Consider the following 20,573-nt stretch of genomic DNA (forward strand, 5'->3'; position numbering starts at 1 on the left):
CGGGCGCACGGCCTGTTGGAGACTTTTGTCACACCCCCATGAGGGCTTCTGTCAGAAATCCTCAGACATTGTCGATGTATATCAGTTGTTTGTTGGGGGAGGTCATATTGGCCGTGTGACAAAAATCGTCTGTTCGCGTGCCACTTGCATATCAATACCGTGTTATATAATGCGTTATGTGATGTGTAGGGAGTAGCCCATGGCTGGCGATATCGTTGCTGAACTCGGGCATCTTTTCCTCGGAACCCGGCTGAAGCGGCTGGCGGAACGGATGCAGGCAGATGTGCAGAAAGTCGCGGCTGAGGCCGGTCTGCCGATCCAGCCCAGCCAATATCCGTTGCTCGCCCTTATCGAACGCGAAGGCAGCGTGACGGTCGGCCAGATCGCCGAGACGCTCGGCATCAGCCAGCCCGGGGTGACGCGCAACATGGCCCGGCTGATCGAGCTCGGCCTGGTCGAGGTGACGCGGGATGGGCGGGACCAGCGGCAGAAATCATTGTCCCTGAGCGATGCGGGCAAAGCGGCGATGGAAGTGTCGAAGCGCGAAGTCTGGCCACGGATCGACATGGCGGTCGCCGCGATGTGCGAGCCCTTGTCCGGACCGTTGCTCGGTCAGATCTCGGCGATCGAGCGCGCGCTCGACGAGAAGCCGCTCGATCGGCGCGCCGCCGATCTCGGGCTGACGATCCTGCGCTATGACGATGCGCTGGCGCGCCATTTCCATGACATCAACGCCGAGTGGATCGAGACGATGTACCGGCTCGAGCAGACCGACCGCGACGTGCTGGAGAATCCGCGCGCGCGGATCATCGATCCGGGCGGCGACATCCTGTTCGTCGCGGCGGAGGGGCTGGGCATTGTCGGCACCTGCGCGCTGCAAAAGACCGGGCCGGGGCGGTTCGAGCTGACCAAGATGGGCGTGCTGGCCTCGGCGCGCGGGCGCAAGGCCGGGGAATTCCTGCTCCGTGCCGTCATCGCGCGCGCCGCGGACATGGGTGCGGAGACGCTCTACCTGCTCAGCAACCGCAAGAGCGAGGCGGCGATCCATCTCTACGAGAAGCTGGGCTTCGTGCACGATCCCGACATCATGCGCGATTTCGGCGCGCGCTATGCGCGGTGCGACGTGGCCATGCGCTACCGGCCGGCCGACACCGGCCGGTAGCCGCAGGCTCACCCCATCAGGGCTTCGGCCTGGTCGAGCGTGTCCCTGAACGTCGCGACCACTGCCTGGTACGGCGCGGGGCTCGCCATATCGAGGCCGGCGCGCTTCAGGATGTCGACCGGATAGTCCGATCCGCCGGCCTTCAGCACGCTCAGATAATTGTCCCGCTCCTTCGCGCCGCCCTTCAGGATCGAGCGAGCGAAATAGGACGCGGCCGAGATGCAGGTCGCATATTGGTACACGTAGAAGCTGGTGTAGAAATGGGGGATATAGGCCCATTCCGACGCGTAAGCCGGGTCGATCGCGACCTTGGGGCCATGATAGCGCTTCAGCAGGTCGAGATAGATCGCGGTGAACTTCTCGCCCGACAGGCCTTCGCCCGCCTCGGCCTTGTCGTGCACCGCCAGCTCGAACTCGGCGAACATCGCCTGGCGGTAAAAAGTGCCGCGCATCGCCTCGAGCTGCTGGCCGAGATAGAAGAGCTTCTCTTCCTTCGTTTTGGCCTGCTTGACCATATAGGCGGCGAGCAGCTGCTCGTTGCAGGTCGACGCGATCTCGGCGAGGAAGATCGGATAATCCGTCTTTTCGTAGACCTGGTTCCTGTTGGACAGCAGCGAGTGCATCGCATGCCCCCATTCATGGGCATAGGTCGTCATCCCGTCGTAATTCTCGCCGAGATTGAGCAGCAGATAGGGGTGCACGTCGTAGGATGCGCCGGGGTTCATATAGGCGCCGGCTTTCTTGCCGGGACGAGGGAGCGGATCCATCCACTTCGCCGCGGTCGCCTTCGCGAACAGCGCGCCATATTCCGGACCGAGCGGCTTGACCGCCTCGATCGTGGTGGCGCGCATCTCCGCCAGGGTCACCTTCTTGTCGAGCTGAACCAGCGGCGGATAGATGTCGTAATAGGCCATGTCGGGCAGCTTGAGCATCCGGCGGCGCAGCTCGAAATAGCGGTGGAGCTGGGGCAGGCCGTTGTTCGTCTCGGCGACGAGCGAGCGGTACACTGCTTCGGGCACGTTGTTGCCGGACAGGTACATTGCCAGCGACGTCGGGTATTTGCGCGCTTTCTTGCGGAAGATGTCGGCCTTGACGTGGCTGAGATAGGCGGTGCCGAGCGAGCTCTGAAATCTACCATATTCGGCCCAGAACGTGTCGAATACCAGCTTGCGGTCGGCGCGGTTGGGCGCGTCGCGGGTGAGCGTATAATTCTGGTCGTCGAGCCGCACCTGCTTGCCGGTCGACAGGGTGACGGTCGGCCAGGGGATGTCCGACGCGACCAGCTGCTCGCGCGTGTCGCGCGCGCCGGAGAAGGGCGAGGAGGTGCCGGCAAGCAGATTCTCGCCTTCGGGCGACAGGGTATGTTCTTCCTGGCGCAGGATATCGGCGAGGTAGAAGTCGAAGCGTTTCTTCAGCACGTCATTGGCGGCGACGAAACCGTCGATCTTCGCCTTCCCGACCGCGAGCAGCTCGGGCGCGATCCAGGACGTCGCCTCGCCGAACGCCGTGAACATGTCGTTCGCCTGGGCCTGCTTTTCCTGGGCGGGGGCAAGGCGAAGATCTTCGTCGGCCTTCAGGCTGATATAGGTATAGACCCGGCTGGCGACACGACCGAGATCCGACTGGGCGACCAGCGCCGCGGCGAGCGCGTCGGCGCTGGTGCCGAGCGTGCCCTTGAACGTGAGCAGGCCGGGAATCTTCGCCAGCACGTCTTTGCGCGCGGCGTCCCAGGCGGCGTCATTGGGATAGAGCTCGCTCAGGTCCCAGGCGGCGACGGCGCCGGCGGTGCTGGCGTCCTGCGCCCAGGCGGGCATGGCAACGGCGAGCGTGGTCAGGGCGGCGGCGGCGAGGGCCTCGCGGCGCGAAAGACTGGTCATGTGACGGGGATCCCCAAAGTATCGATCGCAACGACTTTGTCCCCCTTATCGGCTGTTGGAAAGGGGGTGGGTCGATAAACCAGGGCAGGTCTGCTGCGAACGACCTGCTCAACCGGCTCAACGGCACAGGGTGGGCGGCGGTGCGCGCCGTGCCGGCGGAATGAAGGCGATCCCGTCCAGCACCCGCACGCGCGCCGCGAGCGCCGCGGGGGCATTTTCGCCTTGATAGAGAATGTAGAGGCGCGTCGGATCCAGCCTGCCGGCAAGGAAGGCGCGGCGGTCGGCGTCGATCCGCTGTTGTGCAGACCTGGGCACGCGCGACACATACATGTGGCGCATCGGGCGGCAGGCGCGCATCGCCCGCCAGCCGATCTCTTCGATCAGCTTGAGGTTGCGGAACGGATCGGGCGGCTGCATCTCGATCGCCGAGGCGCTAGCGATCACCGCATCCCAGCGCGGATCACGCGTGAGTTCATAGGTACCGGGCTGGCCTGCCCGGGCGGTGAGGCCGCGCAACGCGGCGAGCATCGGCGTCATGTCGGCGACCTGCAGCACGAGCGCCGCCGCCAGCACCAGGGTCCGTCGTTCGAGCCGGTAGACGATCAGGATCGCGACGTAGATCAGCGTATAGGCGACCGGCCAGAACAACCGCCCCGAGGCGCGGACGATGTCGAGCACGTCGACCACCGTCTGGGGCAGGGGCACGAACAGGATGCGCTCGCCGCGAAACAGCACGACATTGCCGATCGCGAGCAGGGTCAGCACGACATAGGCGGGCGCGAGCCAGCGCAGATCGTCCATCGGAACGCGCGTCGCAGAAGTGGGAGACTGCGCCGGCCCTCGCACCGCACCGACCAGCGCGACCGCGACCAGCAGGATCAGCCCGGCCCCGAGATACTGATAGCCTTCGAAGCCGCGGCCCTCGTCATTCGCGGTCGACGGCCAGAACAGGCTGTAGCCTGGATTGGCCGGATTGATCAGCGCATCCAGCGCCATCGGGAAGGCGCCGAAGGTGCCGGTGGACAGCGGCGGATCGGCCAGGCCGTGGAGTAGTGCGAGCCCGGCCACGCCGAGCCCGACAACGCCGACCAGCCCCGCCGCGCGACGGCGATCACGCGCGGTGCCGCTCCCGATCTCGCGCAGCATGGCGCTACCCCAGATCGTACCGACCAGCAGCAACAGATAGCTGTGCACCAGCCCGGCCACGCCGATCACCGCAAGCCAGTGTCCCCAGCGCCGCGACCGGTCGCGGTCGAGGAAAATCCATAGCGCCCACAGGATCAGCCAGTGGGAACACAGGTTCGAATGGACCGAGCGATTGTAGAGCGTTGGCAGCAGGGTCATCAGCGCCGTGCCCATCCAGGCACTCCCGAAATCGGGCGCCCGGTCGCGCAGCAATAGCCAGGCGAAGCGTACATGCAGCGCCAGGCTGATCAGCAGCCACCAGCCGATGAATTGCACGCTTGCCGGCAGGAAAGGCGCCAGCGGTTTCAGCAACAGTCCGAGCAGGGGATTGCTGTCCATCATCAGCAGATGGATTCCCTCGGGCGACAGCACCAATGGCGTGCCGGTGCCGGGCCAGTCGCCCGCCCGAAGATAGGCCGCCAGGCCCAGCGCATTGGGCCCCCAATCCTGTCCGCCGAGCACCCAGCCGACATTGGTGATGTCGAGCGTCGCCGGGTTGATCCACGCCAGGAAGGCGCAGGCGACGATGGCCGAAAGAGCCAGGAAGCGGGGAAGCGCGGCGGTCATGACCCGCTTCTGCCGAATTTGCGCGACCATAGGGTTAACGCGGGCGTGTCGCCGCTGGAATGATCGAGACGCCGTCGAGCTTTCGCACCCGGCCGGCGAGGATCGGCGGGGCCTTGCCGTCGAGCAGCACATAGAGCCGGCGCGGGTCGGTCTGGCCGATGACGAAGGCCGCGCTGTCGGCGTTCAGCCGGCGCCGCACGGCAACCGTCTCGCGCGAGGCATAGAAGAACCGCACCGGCTTGCCGGCGAGGATCGCCCGCCAGGTGACTTCCTCCATCAGCGCCAGGTCGCGGTACATTTCGGGCGGCTCGAACTGGATCATGTCGGCGTCGGCGATCACCTTGTCCCAGCGCGGATCGAGCGTGCGGTGATACGGGCTGGCCAGTTCCGCCCAACCGCCGCTCTCCCGCGCGGACCGGAGCAAGGGCTGCAGGTCGACGATCTGGAGCAACAGCGCCGCCGCCAGCAGCCAGGTGCCGAAGCGCATCCGCCCCACCACCACGATCGCCGCGAAGGCAAGCGTATAGAGCACCGGCCAGAACATCCGGCCCGACGCGCGGATCGGATCGAGCATCTTGCCGACCCAGTCGGGCATCGGCAGGCTGGCGATCACCGCGCCGCGCCAGATGAGATGCGGCGCGATGGCGACGAGGGTCAGCACGGCAAAGGCGGGCAGCAGCCAGGCGAGGCGGCGGAAAAGCATGTCGTCGCGGATGTCGGCGCGGTGGCGCAACCCCTGGAAGATCGCCATGACGATCAGCGCGAGCAGGCCGAGACCGGGATAGTTCATGCCCTCGAGCGCCTGGCCCGGATCGAGCGCGCGGGCGGGGAGCAGCGCGGAATATGCCCGGTCGTTCGGATTCCACAGCGCATCCAGCGCCATCGAGAAACCGCCATAGCCGCCGACCGTCAGGGTCGGCTCGCTCACCGTGCCGAGCAGGATGGGAATGATCAGCAGCGGCGCGACGACGATCGCGACATCCCCGATCATCGCGACCCGCGCCTTGCCGTCGCGCGCGGCGAGGAACTGGCGGAGCATCGCGCTGGCCCAGATCGCCGCGACCATCACCAGGATATAGGGGTGGATCAGGATCGCGGCGGTGATGACCGCCACCCACCAGACCGGGCGCTCCGATCGCGCGGCATCGACATAGATCCACAGCGCCCACAGGATCAGCCACTGCGCGCACAGATTCACATGCCCGAAGCGCGCGAGGAGCACCGGCATCAGGGTCAGCAGCGCCGCGCCGATCCATGTCGCTAGCGGGCTCGGCATAAAACGGCGGACCAGCGCCGCGGCGAAGGCGGTGTGGAGCAGGATGCAGACGAACAGCCACCAGCCGACATATTGGATGCCGGCCGGCAGCATCGATGCGAAGGGCCGCAGCACCAGGCCGAGCAGGGGGTTGCCGTCGGTCAGCGAGAGCGGAATGCCGTCGGGCGCCATCAGCAGGTTGGAATGGAGCGACGGCCATGGCGGCGGCGCGCGCAGATAGGCGGCCATGCCGATCGCGGCCTGTCCGTGATCATTGCCGTCGAGCAGCCAGGCGATGCGCGTCGGGTTGAGGACGGCCGGATTCTGCCAGCTGAAGAACGCGGCGATGCTCAGGGTGAGCCAGGGCAGGATCCAGGTGAACAGGCGGCGCATCGGCGAGGGTCATGGCGGAGTAGAGGCTGAAAATCCATGGCCCCTGTTCCTCCCCTCCGTTCCTCCCCGAGCTTGCTCGGGGAGGGGGACCGCGCGCTTCTTCAGCGCGTGGTGGAGGGGCTTGGAGCGCGGGAACCTCTGTCCCGCGCTCCAAGCCCCTCCACCATTTGCAGAAGGTGCAAATGGTCCCCCTCCCCTGGTTCCCAGGGGAGGAATGAAAAAGAAAAGGGCCGGAGGTTTCCCTCCGGCCCTTTGCTTATTTCCAGCCAGTCGGCCGGGCAGTTCTGGAATTCCGGCGCGGGCCCTTCGACTGCCTGCCAAGGCAGGCGCTCAGGGCCGGCGCTGTCGTCGGCCGGGTTCGGCGGCTTGCCGCCGACCCGCCGTCCGTCCTCGGGCGAGTCCTGCGCCAGCTTGCGCTGGCGCAGGCCGCCCTTCGGATCAGAAGTCCATGCCGCCCATGCCGCCCATGCCGCCGCCGCCCATGGGCATGGCGGGCTTGTCTTCCGGCAGCTCGGACACGGCGGCTTCCGTCGTGATGAGCAGGCCCGAAACCGAGGCCGCGTCCTGGAGTGCGGTGCGGACGACCTTGGTCGGGTCGATCACGCCGCTCTCGACGAGGTTCTCATACTGGTCGGTCTGCGCATTGAAGCCGAGCGTCGGGTCGTTGCCGTCGAGCAGCTTGCCCGAGATCACCGCACCGTCATGGCCCGCATTCGCCGCAATCTGGCGAACCGGCGCGTAAAGCGCCTTGCGGACGATATCGATGCCGCGGGTCTGGTCGTCGTTCGCGCCCTTCATGCCCTCGAGTGCCTTGGTGGCATAGAGGAGCGCCGTGCCGCCGCCGGGGACGATGCCCTCTTCGACCGCTGCGCGGGTTGCGTGGAGAGCGTCGTCGACGCGATCCTTGCGCTCCTTCACTTCCACTTCAGTCGAACCGCCGACCTTGATCACGGCAACGCCGCCGGCGAGCTTGGCAAGACGCTCCTGGAGCTTCTCCTTGTCGTAGTCGCTGGTGGTGTTCTCGATCTGCTGGCGGATCGCGTCGGTGCGGCCCTTGATCGCGTCATGGTCGCCAGCACCATCGACGATGGTGGTGTTGTCCTTGTCGATCGTGACGCGCTTGGCGGTGCCCAGCATGCCGATCGTGACGCTCTCGAGCTTGATGCCGAGATCCTCGGAGATCATCTCGCCCTTGGTCAGGATCGCGATGTCCTCGAGCATCGCCTTGCGGCGATCGCCGAAGCCCGGTGCCTTGACCGCTGCGACCTTGAGGCCGCCGCGCAGCTTGTTGACGACGAGCGTGGCCAGAGCCTCGCCCTCGATGTCCTCGGCGATGATCAGCAGCGGACGGCCCGACTGAACGACGGCTTCCAGGATCGGGAGCATCGCCTGCAGGTTCGACAGCTTCTTCTCGTGGATCAGGATGTACGGATCGTTGAGCTCGACCGACATCTTCTCCGGGTTGGTGATGAAGTAGGGCGAGAGATAGCCGCGGTCGAACTGCATGCCCTCGACGACGTCGAGCTCGAATTCGAGACCCTTGGCTTCCTCGACGGTGATCACGCCTTCCTTGCCGACCTTCTCCATCGCCTCGGCGATCTTCTCGCCGACGACGGTGTCGCCGTTAGCCGAGATGATGCCGACCTGGGCGATTTCCTTGGTGCCCGAAACGGGCTTGGAACGTGCCTTGAGGTCCTTGACGACTTCGACGACCGCGAGGTCGATGCCGCGCTTCAGGTCCATCGGGTTCATGCCGGCGGCCACCGACTTCATGCCCTCGCGCACGATCGCCTGGGCGAGCACGGTCGCGGTGGTGGTGCCGTCGCCGGCGACGTCGTTGGTCTTCGAGGCCACTTCGCGCAGCATCTGCGCGCCCATGTTCTCGAACTTGTCCTTCAGCTCGATCTCCTTGGCGACGGTGACGCCGTCCTTGGTGATGCGCGGCGCGCCGAACGACTTGTCGATCACGACGTTGCGGCCCTTCGGCCCAAGCGTGACCTTCACTGCGTCGGCGAGGATGTCGACACCGCGCAGAATGCGTTCACGCGCGTCACGCGAAAATTTTACGTCCTTGGCTGCCATGTGAGGCTACCCTTTCAAATTGGAAAGTTGAGGAAAATTGGAAAGGTCGTGGCTTAGCCGACGATCCCCAAAATATCGGATTCCTTCATGATCAGCAGGTCTTCACCGTCGATCTTGACCTCGGTGCCGGACCATTTGCCGAACAGGATCTTGTCGCCGGCCTTGACGTCCAGCGGGGTGATCGTGCCGTCCTCGGCGCGAACGCCGGTGCCGACGGAGACGACTTCGCCTTCCTGCGGCTTTTCCTTGGCGGTCTCGGGGATGATGATCCCGCCCGCGGTCTTCTCTTCAGCCTCTACGCGGCGGACGAGGACGCGGTCGTGCAACGGACGAAAGGTCATATGCGCTAGTCCCTTTTCAATGGGGTCGATGAATCGTTGTTAGCACTCGCCTCAGGTGAGTGCCAGCACGGCGCATATGTGCCCGGCCTTGTCGCGCGTCAACCGCCGCTGGCTGAAAAATGCCACCAATCGTCGTTCCGTCGAGACGGCGCACAGGGGACCGGCCAGGGGCCAGGCTGGGGCTTCCGGGGCTGGCACGGAAGTTTACTCGCGTTCGCGCTTGCTCTAGCGGTTGGGGCGTAACCGCATGTGCAGGGGTACCGCTTAGTGAAACTCGTTCGGGGCGCCTGGAAGATCCTGGTCGGCATCAAGGACGCGCTCGTCCTGATCGCCATGCTCATCTTTTTCGGCCTTATCTTCGGCGCGCTTTCCGCAAGGCCGGGGCCCACCGTGATCCGCGACGGCGCGCTGGTGCTGCGGCTCGACGGGCGGATCGTAGAGCAGCCGGCCGAGGCCGATCCCTTCGCGGCGCTGGGCGGTTCGGCCCCGGTGCGCGAATATCGGCTGCGCGACCTGGTCCGCGCGCTCGACAAGGCGAAGGACGATGATCGGGTCAAGGCGGTGGTGCTCGATCTCGACTCGTTCGCCGGCGGCTACCCCGCTGCGGTCGACGAGGTCGCCAATGCGGTGCGGCGGGTGCGGGACGCGAAGAAGCCGGTGCTCGCTTACGCCACCGCCTATACCGATTCCGCCTATCGCCTGGCCGCCAATGCCGGCGAGATCTGGATGAGCCCGATGGGCGGCACCCTGTTCATGGGCCCCGGCGGATCGCAGCTTTACTATAAGGGGCTGATCGACAAGCTCGGGGTCAACGCGCATGTCTACCGCGTCGGCAAGTATAAATCCTTTGTCGAGCCCTATACCCGCGCCGACGCCTCGCCCGAGGCGAAGGAAGAGAATCTGAAGCTCTACGGCGTGCTGTTCAGCCAGTGGCAGGAAGCGATCGCCAGGGCGCGCCCCAAGGCGAAGTTCGCCGATTTCCTGACCAGGCCGGGTGAAGTGGTCACCGCCGTCCAGGGCGATATCGCCAAGGCGAACCTGCAGGCCGGGCTGGTCGACAAGCTCGGCACCCGCTTCGATTTCGGCAAGCGCGTGGCGGAAATCGTCGGGTCCGACGGCAGCAAGCCGGCCGGCACTTTCAACAGCATCAAATATGCCGCTTATGTCGATGCCAATCCCCTGCCGACCGGCGGCGCCGCGATCGGCGTGCTGACCATTGCCGGCGACATCGTCGACGGAAAGTCCGGCAGCGGCACTGCCGGCGCCGACACGGTGAGCAAGGCGCTGCTCGACGGGCTGGCGAAGAAAGACCTCAAGGCGCTGGTCGTGCGGATCGATTCGCCCGGCGGCTCGGCGCTCGCCTCCGAGGACATGCGCCGCGCGATCATGGAGGCGAAGGCGCAGAAGCTGCCGATCGTCGTGTCGATGGGCAGCCTAGCCGCGTCGGGCGGCTATTGGGTGTCGACCGCGGGCGACGTGATCTTCGCGCAGCCCAACACCATCACCGGATCGATCGGCATCTTCGGTATCATCCCCTCGTTCGAGAACACGCTGAAGAAGATCGGCGTCACCACGGACGGGGTGAAGACGACGCCGCTGTCGGGCCAGCCCGATGTGATGGGCGGCTTCACCGCGGAGACCGATACGATCTTCCAGGCGGGCATCGAGAATGGCTATCGCCAGTTCATCACCCGCGTGTCCGAGGCCCGCAAGCTCAGCCCGGCGCGTGTCGACGAGATCGGCCAGGGCCGGGTGTGGGACGGCGGCACCGCGCGTCAGATCGGCCTGGTCGATCGTTTCGGCGGATTGCAGGACGCGATCGACGAAGCGGCGAAGCGCGCCGGCCTGAAGCCGGCAGACGTCCATGCCGAATATCTCGAAAAGAAGCCGGCCTGGTTCGGACAACTCGTCCAGAAGTTTCTCGGCGACAATGACAATGACGACACCAGCGACGGCACCGACGCCTTCACCCGGATTTCGGCCGAGCGCCGGGCGATCTTCGCGCGCGCGCTGGGCGATGTGAAGCGCATCGGCACCGGCGCCGCGATCCAGGCGCGCTGCCTCGAATGCGAAGGGCTGGGCGGCGGCTTCGGCACCGCCAGCGCTTCCGCTTCCGACATCAAGCTGCTCGATTTCGTACTCGCAAAGGTGACTCAATGATCGCAATCCGCGCCGCCCGATCCGACGACGCCGCCGCCATTGCCGGAATCTACGCACCCTATGTCGAGACCGGCACGGTCTCGTTCGAGCTCGAGCCGCCGGACGCGCGGGCGATGCGCACGCGCATGACTGCGTCCGACGGGCTCTATCCCTGGCTGGTCGTCACCAATGGCGACGAGGAGGGCGGAGTGCTCGGCTATGCCTATGCGACCAGGTTCCGCGACCGGCCGGCCTACAAGTACATCGTCGAGACCTCGGTCTATCTCGCCAGCGGCACCCAGGGTCAGGGCAATGGGCGCCAGCTCTACGAGGCGCTGGTCTCGACCTTGCGCGCGCAGGGTTTCACGCATGCGGTCGGCGCGATCGCGCTGCCCAACGACCATTCGATCCGCCTGCACGAATCGGTCGGCTTCCGCCGCACCGGCGTCCTGCGCGAAGTCGGCTACAAGCAGGGCCGCTGGATCGATGTCGGCTTCTGGCAGCGCGAGCTGAACCCGGCGACGATCCCGCCGCTCGAGCCGAAGCCGTTCAGCGAAGTGGGGCTGGTACGGAGCTGACGTCGCTCTTTCGGGCGGCTGGCCTGGCGATGAGGCCAAACAGGCGTACCGGAACAGGTCGTTGCTTGTTGGAGTAGATGGCCTTCGCGGGGACACAAGGAAGCAGACGTCGCGCCCGGTACCGGGAAGGCGGTCGATTCAAGCCGCTTTGGTTTGTTGATATGGCCATCGCGCCATCTCGCACGAGGCGCGAAGTACAGCATGAAGATAAACCGATACCCCTCGCGTAATTGTTACTTGCCGGCAGTAATGATGCGCGACTCGTCCGGCAGTCCCCCGAAGCTGCGCGCGTTACTTGCAAGATCGCGCTCTGCCGGTGCCGCGAAAAGATTCTGCAGGCCCGAAATAGCGTTCGATTCCGGCCCCTTCGCAGGTGGGTCGCAAAATTCGTTCGTTGTTTGGTCTGGTTCGCGGGCCCATCTTGCGCGTTCCCGAACAGCCTCGAGAAATAGTATCTCTCCAACACCGCGTCTTGATCCGCTCTCGCACGGCACGGGTCTTTCAACCCATCATCCTCTCGTCTAAAGCCCGCCCACTCATGACCGACGCATCCGACACCCAGCGCGATTATCGCGACACCGTCTTCCTCCCGAAGACCGATTTCCCCATGAAGGCAGGCCTCGCCCAGAAGGAGCCCGCCATTCTGGAGCGCTGGGCGTCGATTGGCCTGTACGATCGCCTGCGCGAGCAGCGCAAAGGACGCGAGCGCTTCATCCTGCATGACGGCCCGCCCTACGCCAATGGCGACATCCATATGGGCCATGCGATGAACAAGGTGCTGAAGGACATCATCGTCCGCAGCCAGTCCCTGCTCGGCAAGGATGCGCCCTACGTTCCCGGCTGGGACTGCCACGGCCTGCCGATCGAATGGAAGGTCGAGGAAGCGTATCGCGCGAAGAAGCTCGACAAGGATCAGGTACCCGTCGCCCAGTTCCGTGCCGAATGCCGCGCCTATGCCGAGAAATGGGTCGCGGTGCAGCGCGAGCAGTTCAAGCGCCTCGGCGTGATGGGCGACTGGGAGGACCCGTACCTCACCATGAAGTTCGAGGCCGAGGCCGCGATCGTGAACGAGCTGCTCAAGTTCGCCGAAAGCGGCCAGCTCTATCGCGGCGCCAAGCCGGTGATGTGGTCGCCGGTCGAAAAGACCGCGCTGGCCGAGGCCGAGGTGGAATATGAGGACGTGGTGTCGACCCAGATCGACGTCGCGTTTCCAATTTCGGATTGGCCATCGCAGCCGCAGTTTGGCAGCACTGCGCATGCGGTGATCTGGACGACGACGCCTTGGACCATTCCCGTAAATCAAGCGATCTCCTATGGTCGTGACATCGACTATGTCGGCGTCATGTTCGAGCCGTCCCTCGAGTTGGAGGTTGGGCACGACACTGGTCATCCCGATCTGACCGGAGCAAATCCCGTTTATGAGGCGCTAAGGGGCCAGGTATTTATTGTCGCAGAAGCGCTGCAGGCGAGCTTTGTCGCTCGCGTCTTGCGTCAACTTCAAAGCGGCATGGCTGATGTCAAAGCGCGCTTCGTACTTGGGGAGGCGAGCATTGTTTGGCGCGGCAAAGGCTCCGACCTCGCCGGAGCCACGGCCCGCCACCCGATGCATAAGCTCGGCGGCTTCTTCGCCAAGCCGCGCCCGTTCCTGCCCGGCGACTTCGTCACCACCGACGCCGGTACCGGCCTGGTCCATATGGCCCCCGATCACGGTGAGGACGATTTCCTCCTCTGCAAGGCGCACGGCATCGATCCGGTCTTCGCCGTCGATGGCGCGGGCATGTACCGTCCCGACTGGTTGTGGCTGGGCGGGCAGGGCAGCGTCATCAACAAGAAGTTCGTCGCCTCGGACGGGCCGATCTGCACTGATCTGCGCGAAGCGGGCGCGTTGCTCGCCGCGTCGGACGATTTCGCGCACAGCTATCCGCATAGCTGGCGCTCCAAGGCCAAGGTGATCTTCCGCGCCACGCCGCAATGGTTCATCCCGATGGACGAGATCAAACAGGATCTCGCGGTCGCCGAGCCGATCGAGCTGGGTGCCGATGCCGGCTTCGCGCCGATGCTCGGTCACGCCATCGGCAATGGGCCGACCCTGCGCGAGATCGCGCTCGATGCGATCGAGCGGACGCGCTGGGTGCCCGAGCGTAGCCGGAACCGCATTCGCGCGATGGTCGAGGGCCGGCCCGACTGGGTCATTTCGCGCCAGCGCGCCTGGGGCGTGCCGATCGCGCTCTATATCGAGAAGAAGACGCTGTTCGATCCCAATCCGAGATATCTCAACGACCCAGCTGTCAACGCGCGCATCGTCGACGCGTTCAAGGCGGGCGGCGCGGACGCGTGGTTCATCGCGGATCACCAGGCGTTGCTTGGCCCCGGCTATGATCTCGCGGACTGGCAGCCGCAGAACGACATCCTCGACGTGTGGTTCGATTCCGGCTCGACTCACGCCTTCGTGATCGAGCAGCGCTACGGCGAGGGTGTCCGCGCCAATCTCTATCTCGAAGGCTCGGACCAGCATCGCGGCTGGTTCCAGTCGTCGCTGCTGGAAAGCGCCGGCACGCGCGGCCGCGCGCCGTACGACGCGGTGCTGACGCACGGCTTCGCGCTGGACGGGCAGGGGCGCAAGATGTCGAAGAGCCTCGGCAATGTCGTCGATCCGCTCAAGATCATCCAGGAATCGGGTGCCGACATCCTGCGCATGTGGGTCGCCTCGACCGACTATTTCGACGATGTGAAGATCGGCAAGGAAGTGCTCGCCACCGCCTCCGACGCCTATCGCAAGCTGCGCAACACCTTCCGCTATCTGCTCGGCGCGCTCGACGGGTTCAGCGATGCGGAGAAGGCCGACACCCGGCACATGCCCGAGCTGGAGCTGTACGTGCTTCACCTGCTCGGCCGGCTCGATGTCGAGCTGAAGGCGGCGGCCGAGAATTTCGAGTTCAACCGCTATCTGCGGCTGCTCACGGATTTCGCGCAGGACGATCTGTCGGCCTTTTTCTTCGATATCCGCAAGGACAGCCTCTATTGCGACGCGCCGGACGATGCGAAGCGCCGCGCCTATCGCACGGTGCTCGACATATTGTTCGATGCGCTGGTGCGCTATGCCGCGCCGATCCTCTGCTTCACCGCGGAGGAAGTGTGGCAGGCGCGCTATCCCGATGACCAGGGCTCGGTCCATTTCCTCGAATGGCCGGTCCTGCCGCCATTGCCGGGCGACGATGCCGTTGCGACCGTCTGGGCCGATGTCCGCGCGCTGCGCGTTCAGGTGACCGAGGCGATCGAGCCCCTGCGCCGCGAGAAGATCGTGCGCTCCAGCCTCGAGGCCGAAGTGGTGGTGCCGAAATCGCCACTGTCGAACGAGGCGCTGGCCGAACTGTTCATCGTGGCGAAAGTGACGACGGGCGATGCCGTGTCGGTCACCCGCACCGCTTTCCACAAATGCGGCCGTTGCTGGCGCCATCTGCCCGACGTCGCGGAAGATGGCGCGCTCGACGATCGCTGCGCAAAGGTCGTCTCGCGATGAGCAAGCTTCCCGTCACCGGCCTCGCCACCGGCGCCGCCCTGTTCGTCGTCGATCAGGCGGCGAAATATGGCATCACCGACATACTGGGTCTCAATGAATCCAGCCTGGGGCGGGAGATCACCTCCTTCTTCACCCTGCGCTTCGTTGCCAATCACGGCGTGTCGCTCGGCCTGCTGCATGCCGATACCGAGGCGATGCGCTGGGGCCTGGTCGCGCTGACCGCGGCGATCGCGGTCGGCGTGCTGGTGTGGATGCTGCGCGAGCCGAACCGGAACGACCAGATCGCGCTCGGCCTGGTGCTGGGCGGCGCGATCGGCAATATCCTCGATCGGGTGCGTTTCGGCTATGTCGTGGACTTCGCGGATTTCCATATCGGGGCATGGCGCCCCTTTTTGGTCTTCAATGTCGCTGATGCGGCGATTACGATAGGGGTGCTCATCCTGCTTGTGCGAGCGCTCCTGGTGCGCGACAAGCCGCGTGCAGGGCGTGCTTCAGTGGAGAATATGAATGCGTAAGTTGGTGTCGATCGCAACCGGGCTCGGCCTGTCCGTCCTGCTCGCCGGTTGCGGCCATGGCGGCATGGACCGTACCCGCCCCGACGAGTTCGCCGTCGCCCGGCAGGCGCCGCTGGTGATTCCGCCCGATTTCTCGCTGACCCCGCCCCAGCCCGGCGCCGCGCGCGCCAATGACGTGAGCCCCAACGCCCAGGCGCTCGACGCACTGTTCGGCGGCAAGTCCGCCCGCTCCGCGTCGGAAAGCGCGACGATCGACGCGGCCGGTTCCGACGTCGCCGATCCGGGCATCCGCTCGGCCGTGGGCGACCCCGGCACGACCGTAGTGGACAAGGGCTCGACCACCCGCGACATCGTCGCCGCCCCCGAAGGCGACGGCCAGGACGCCCGCGCCGCAACGCCGAATCCTTGAGCCAAAACTCCCCTCCCGCTCGCGGGAGGGGGCGGGGGAGGGCCTGTTGGACAAAGCCTATGGCAGACCAACACTCCGCGCCCGCGAATTGCGCGCCAACGCGACGGATGCGGAGCGCTTGTTATGGGCTCACCTCAGCGCCCGCAAGGTGGCCGGGGTGCGCTTCAATCGGCAGGTACCGATAGGCCCGTTCATCTGCGACTTTGTATCGCGTGCGGCCAAGCTGATCGTCGAGGTGGACGGTGGCCAGCATGATTCAAATGCGTCGGCGGATGCGGCACGAACACGATACCTTGAAGCGCAGGGCTTTCGAGTCATCCGCTTCTGGAACAATCAGGTTCTGGAGCAGGCGGAGGGTGTAGTGGCGGAAATCGAGCGCGCCCTTACTGACATGCCCTCCCCCAACCCCTCCCGCAAGCGGGAGGGGAGTAGAGTTAGATGCGCGCGATCCTGATCCGCAGGCTCGCGACCGCGGTTCCGACGCTGCTGGCGGTCATCCTGCTGTCGTTCGTGCTGATGCGCACCGCCCCGGGCAGTCCGTTCGATGGCGAACGGCCGCTCGATCCCGCCACCCGCGCCGCCTTCGCGGCTGCCTATGGCCTCGACAAGCCCCTGCCCGAACAGGCCGCGCGCTACCTGGGCGGCGTGCTGACCGGCGATTTCGGACCGTCTCTGGTCTATAAGGACTTCACCGTCGGTGCGCTGATCGGGCAGGGCCTGCCGGTGTCGCTCACCCTCGGCGGCCTCGCGCTGCTGCTGGCGCTGGCACTCGGCATTGGCGCAGCGACCCTTGCCGGGACTCATGCGGGCGGCCGGATCGACCGGGCGATCATGAGCGCCGCGACTCTGCTGACGGCGATCCCGACCTTCGTGACCGGCCCGGCGCTGGTCCTGGTCTTCGCGCTTTGGTTTCAGGTGTTGCCGGTTTCCGGCCTGGACGGCGCCGGGTCGCTGGTGCTCCCGGTGGTCGCGCTGGCGTTGCCGGTCGCCGGCGCGATCGCGCGGCTGGCCCGCGCGGGGCTGGCGGTGGCGCTGGCGCAGGACCATGTGCTGACTGCCCGGGCGCGCGGCCTCGCGCCGCGCACGATCCTGTGGCGCCACGCGCTCAGGCCGGCGCTGGTGCCGGTGGTGAGCTATCTCGGCCCAGCCGCCGCCGGACTGCTGACGGGCGCGGTAGTGATCGAGACGGTGTTCGGCCTGCCCGGCCTCGGCCGCTATTTCGTGCAGGGTGCGCTCAACCGCGACTACCCGCTCGTGCTCGGGGTGGTGATCCTCTATGCGGGCCTGATCCTGCTGTTCAACCTGATCGCCGACCTTGCCTATGGCTGGCTCGACCCACGGGTGCGCGGATGAAGGTCGCGGTGTGGACCATCGCTGCATTGGTGCTGGCGGCGTTGCTGCTGCCCCTTGCGCTGCCCTGGGGCTATGACCAGATCGACTGGCAGGGCGTGCGCGCCGCGCCCTTCACGCATGGCCATCTGCTCGGCACCGACAGCGTCGGGCGCGATCTGCTGGCCCGGACCCTAATCGGCACCCGGATCACGCTGACGGTTGCGGCGGCGGCGGCGCTGGTCGCATTGCTGATCGGCACGGCCTGGGGCGCGGTCGCCGGTTGGGTCGGCGGGCGGGTCGACGAGGCGATGATGCGCGTGGTCGACGCGCTCTATGCACTGCCCTTCATGTTCGTCGTCATCCTGCTGATGGTGGTGTTCGGCCGGTCGATCGTGCTGGTCTTTCTCGGCATCGGCGCGGTCGAGTGGCTGACCATGGCGCGGGTCGTGCGCGGGCAGGTGATGGTGCTGCGCCATCGGCCCTTCGTCCTCGCGGCGGAAGCGGCAGGCGCGCCGCCCGGCGCGATCCTGCTGCGCCATGTCCTGCCCAACGTCGCCGGCGTCGCGCTGGCCTATCTGTTGCTGACGGTGCCGCAGGTGGTGATGGTCGAAAGCTTCCTGTCCTTTCTCGGGCTCGGCGTGCAGGAACCGCTGACCTCGCTCGGCATCCTCGTCCATGACGGCGCGGAGGACATGGACGTCGCGCCGCTCGCGCTGCTGGTGCCGGGCGGGGTGCTCGTCGGTCTGATCCTTGCCCTGACCGCGCTGGGCGAGCGCCTGCGCGATCGGCTCGCGCGGTGACGCTCTACGCGGTCGAGCGGCTGGGCGTGGCGATCGGCGAGGTGCCGCTGGTCCATGACATGAGCTTCGTGGTCGCGCCCGGCAGATGCACCGCGCTGGTCGGGGCGTCAGGCTCTGGCAAAAGCCTGTCCTGCCTTGCGCCGTTCGGCCTCAGCCCGGGCGTCGCGGGCGGATCGGCGCGGTTCGAGGGGCGCGAGCTGATTGGCCTTGGCGAGGCGGATCTCCGCCCGATCCGGGCGCGGGCCGGCTTCGTGTTCCAGCATCCGTTGACCGCGCTGACACCGCATCTGACGATCGGCGCGCAGCTGACCGAAGCCGCGACGGCGCTGGGCGGGGCGCGGCCCGATCGGACAAGGCTTGCGGCGATGCTCGACCGGGTCGGGCTCGCCACGCCCGACGCGAAGCTCGACGCCTATCCGCATCGCCTGTCGGGCGGTGAGCGCCAGCGCGTGCTGATCGCCGCGGCCATCGCGCACGGGCCGTCGCTGCTTGTCGCGGACGAGCCGACCAGCGCGCTCGACGCGCATCTGCGCCACGCGATCATGGCGGTATTGGCGCGGCTGCGCGATGACGGGCTTGGCCTGTTGCTGGTGAGCCATGATCTCGGACTGGTCGCACACCATGCCGACACGATCTTGGTGATCGAGGCAGGGGCGGTCGCTGAAGCAGGCGTCACCGATGACGTCATGACGCACCCCAATAGCGCCGCGGCCCGCGCGCTGATTGCCGCCAGCCCCAGGCTGGACGATCCGGCGCCGGATCCGCCGGCGACGGGCGGGACTCTGGTCGAGGCCCAAGGGATTCGTGTCGGCTTTCGCGCGCCGGGCTGGCGCGGCGGGCGGATCATGGCGGTCGACGGCGCGTCGTTCGCGCTCGCCGAGGGCGAGGCGCTGGCGATCGTCGGCGCCTCGGGATCGGGCAAGTCGACCCTTGCCCGGGCGGTCGGACGGATCGGGCCGTGCGATAGCGGTCAGGTGCGGTGGCGCGGCGAGGCACTGCCTCCACGTCAGGCAATGCGGCGCGAGCACCGCGCGCGGATGCAGGCGGTGTTCCAGGATCCGGCGGCGAGCCTCGATCCGCAATGGACAGTGGCACAAAGCGTCGCCGAACCGCTGCGCCATCTCCTGCCCGGACTGACCGCCGCCGAGCGCCGGGCATGCGCGATCGAGGCCCTCGAGACGGTCGATCTGGGCGCGGCTTTCGCCGACCGGCGCCCGGCCGGGCTGTCCGGCGGGCAGGCGCAGCGTGTCGCGATCGCGCGGGCGCTGATCGCGTCGCCCGACCTGCTGATTCTCGACGAGGCGACCTCGGCGCTCGATGTGCTGGTGGCCGGACGCATCCTCGAGCTGCTGGAGCGGCTGCAACGGACGCGCGGGCTCGCGATCCTGATGATCACGCATGATATCGCGGTCGCGCGCCGCCTGTGTCACCGCATTGCAGTGATGGAGGCGGGACGGATCGTCGAGGACGGGCCGGCCGATGCAATCGTCGCGGCGCCGCGATCGCCGGCGGCGAAGGCGCTGATCGCGGCAAGCGGGCAAGGAAAAGGGGACGGCGCAGGCCATCCCCTTCCGCCCGTGACGATTGCTTAGAAGGCGGCGCCGACCGAGAACACCACGCCCGATCCGCTCAGGTTGCGGTTGCCGAGATAGACGTCCTTGTTGGTGTCGACATAGCTCGCACCAAAGGTCAGGTGGTTCCAGGTGACGGTCGCGCCAAGGCCCCAATCGGTATATTCGTCGCCGATTGAGATATAGCTCGGCCCGAAGGTGTGGCCGAGATGCGCGGTGAGGCCGATCGGCGTGTTGGGAATGCCGGCCGACAGATCGCCGGCGAGATAGAGATTGTCCTCCTTGCCGTTGCCGACACTGAGCGCATCCGCCTTGGGCGCATAGTTCGCGGTCACCTTGCCGGTGACCGGTCCCGACGTTGCGGAGACCGAGATATAAGGCTCGACGAAGTCGGTCGGCGCATGGCCACCGCCCGGATAATAATAATAGAGAACGCCGCCATCGAGCTTCACGCCATTACCGAAGGTGTGCGAATAGCCCATGATCAGGTCGAGCTCCTGGTCGCTGCCGGCAGCGACATAGTCGTCGATCGAGGAGCCCCAGACGGTCGCGTAGAGGCCCGACTCGTGGCTCACGGTGAAGGTGCCCTGCAGCGCCACCTTCTTGTCGGTCTGCGAGATGCCGCGGAAACGGTAGTCCGACACGACGGTCGCGCCGCCGGAGACGGTGAAGGCCGGCGGCGGCGCGGTTTCTTCCTGCGCGAAGGCCGGCGTGGCGGAGGCGAGCATCAGCGCGCAGAGGCTGATCGTGGAAAAGCGCATGGGTGTCCCTTTCGATTGAAAACGGGTCCCCACCTGCAGCCGACCAGACCAGGCATCTATGGAAGGCCGTGCAACGACCCGTGCCA

General features: G+C 66.3%; 16 protein-coding genes. 10 read left to right on the top strand and 6 right to left on the bottom strand.

Annotated features, from left to right (window positions below):
* Nucleotides 1-199: 199 nt before the first annotated feature.
* Nucleotides 200-1,162, top strand: coding sequence for a bifunctional helix-turn-helix transcriptional regulator/GNAT family N-acetyltransferase (locus ACZ1I2_RS08925; RefSeq protein ID WP_465174367.1), 963 nt, complete (start codon nucleotides 200-202; stop codon nucleotides 1,160-1,162).
* 8 nt (nucleotides 1,163-1,170) lie between these two features.
* Here the strand turns inward: ACZ1I2_RS08925 and pepF are convergent, their stop codons facing one another.
* The 5 genes from pepF to groES all read right to left on the bottom strand — a co-directional run bounded on the left by pepF (nucleotide 1,171) and on the right by groES (nucleotide 8,862).
* Nucleotides 1,171-3,039, bottom strand: coding sequence for an oligoendopeptidase F (pepF, locus tag ACZ1I2_RS08930; RefSeq protein ID WP_465170038.1), 1,869 nt, complete (start codon nucleotides 3,037-3,039; stop codon nucleotides 1,171-1,173).
* A gap of 117 nt (nucleotides 3,040-3,156) precedes the next feature.
* Complete coding sequence (locus tag ACZ1I2_RS08935) at nucleotides 3,157-4,791, bottom strand: DUF6311 domain-containing protein (RefSeq protein WP_465174366.1); 1,635 nt, start codon at nucleotides 4,789-4,791, stop codon at nucleotides 3,157-3,159.
* A gap of 34 nt (nucleotides 4,792-4,825) precedes the next feature.
* Nucleotides 4,826-6,439, bottom strand: coding sequence for a DUF6311 domain-containing protein (locus ACZ1I2_RS08940; protein WP_465174365.1), 1,614 nt, complete (start codon nucleotides 6,437-6,439; stop codon nucleotides 4,826-4,828).
* A 438-nt stretch (nucleotides 6,440-6,877) separates the two neighbouring features.
* Nucleotides 6,878-8,521 (bottom strand): chaperonin GroEL, encoded by a 1,644-nt coding sequence (groL, locus tag ACZ1I2_RS08945; RefSeq protein ID WP_465174364.1) that lies wholly within the window; start codon nucleotides 8,519-8,521, stop codon nucleotides 6,878-6,880.
* A gap of 53 nt (nucleotides 8,522-8,574) precedes the next feature.
* Complete coding sequence (gene groES / locus ACZ1I2_RS08950; protein WP_372849354.1) at nucleotides 8,575-8,862, bottom strand: co-chaperone GroES; 288 nt, start codon at nucleotides 8,860-8,862, stop codon at nucleotides 8,575-8,577.
* Nucleotides 8,863-9,129: 267 nt separating this feature from the next.
* Here groES and sppA point away from each other — a divergent pair, with 267 nt between their 5' ends.
* The 9 genes from sppA (at nucleotide 9,130) to ACZ1I2_RS08995 (ending at nucleotide 19,747) form a co-directional block, all read left to right on the top strand.
* On the top strand, nucleotides 9,130-11,022 hold the full coding sequence (sppA, locus tag ACZ1I2_RS08955) for a signal peptide peptidase SppA (protein ID WP_465174363.1): 1,893 nt from the start codon (nucleotides 9,130-9,132) through the stop codon (nucleotides 11,020-11,022).
* Nucleotides 11,019-11,579: an N-acetyltransferase family protein gene (locus ACZ1I2_RS08960; RefSeq protein ID WP_465174362.1), complete on the top strand. Its 561-nt coding sequence runs from the start codon at nucleotides 11,019-11,021 to the stop codon at nucleotides 11,577-11,579. The genes sppA and ACZ1I2_RS08960 overlap by 4 nt, the downstream gene beginning before the upstream one ends.
* Nucleotides 11,580-12,117: 538 nt before the next feature.
* On the top strand, nucleotides 12,118-15,099 hold the full coding sequence (locus ACZ1I2_RS08965; RefSeq protein ID WP_465174361.1) for an isoleucine--tRNA ligase: 2,982 nt from the start codon (nucleotides 12,118-12,120) through the stop codon (nucleotides 15,097-15,099).
* Nucleotides 15,096-15,614: a signal peptidase II gene (gene lspA / locus ACZ1I2_RS08970; protein WP_465174360.1), complete on the top strand. Its 519-nt coding sequence runs from the start codon at nucleotides 15,096-15,098 to the stop codon at nucleotides 15,612-15,614. The genes ACZ1I2_RS08965 and lspA overlap by 4 nt, the downstream gene beginning before the upstream one ends.
* Nucleotides 15,607-16,023, top strand: coding sequence for a DUF3035 domain-containing protein (locus ACZ1I2_RS08975; protein ID WP_465170031.1), 417 nt, complete (start codon nucleotides 15,607-15,609; stop codon nucleotides 16,021-16,023). The genes lspA and ACZ1I2_RS08975 overlap by 8 nt, the downstream gene beginning before the upstream one ends.
* A 46-nt stretch (nucleotides 16,024-16,069) precedes the next feature.
* Nucleotides 16,070-16,477, top strand: a complete 408-nt coding sequence (locus ACZ1I2_RS08980) for an endonuclease domain-containing protein (protein WP_465174359.1) — start codon at nucleotides 16,070-16,072, stop codon at nucleotides 16,475-16,477.
* Nucleotides 16,462-17,376, top strand: coding sequence for an ABC transporter permease (locus tag ACZ1I2_RS08985; protein WP_465174358.1), 915 nt, complete (start codon nucleotides 16,462-16,464; stop codon nucleotides 17,374-17,376). The genes ACZ1I2_RS08980 and ACZ1I2_RS08985 overlap by 16 nt, the downstream gene beginning before the upstream one ends.
* Complete coding sequence (locus ACZ1I2_RS08990; RefSeq protein ID WP_465174357.1) at nucleotides 17,373-18,155, top strand: ABC transporter permease; 783 nt, start codon at nucleotides 17,373-17,375, stop codon at nucleotides 18,153-18,155. The genes ACZ1I2_RS08985 and ACZ1I2_RS08990 overlap by 4 nt, the downstream gene beginning before the upstream one ends.
* Nucleotides 18,152-19,747 (top strand): ATP-binding cassette domain-containing protein, encoded by a 1,596-nt coding sequence (locus tag ACZ1I2_RS08995; RefSeq protein WP_465174356.1) that lies wholly within the window; start codon nucleotides 18,152-18,154, stop codon nucleotides 19,745-19,747. The genes ACZ1I2_RS08990 and ACZ1I2_RS08995 overlap by 4 nt, the downstream gene beginning before the upstream one ends.
* Here the strand turns inward: ACZ1I2_RS08995 and ACZ1I2_RS09000 are convergent.
* The gene (locus tag ACZ1I2_RS09000) at nucleotides 19,744-20,487 is read right to left on the bottom strand and encodes a TorF family putative porin (RefSeq protein WP_465170026.1); all 744 of its coding nucleotides are present in this window, start codon (nucleotides 20,485-20,487) and stop codon (nucleotides 19,744-19,746) included. The genes ACZ1I2_RS08995 and ACZ1I2_RS09000 overlap by 4 nt on opposite strands.
* Nucleotides 20,488-20,573: the final 86 nt, after the last annotated feature.

The sequence above is a fragment of the Sphingomonas sp. BL-S-29 genome (genome assembly GCF_055521495.1).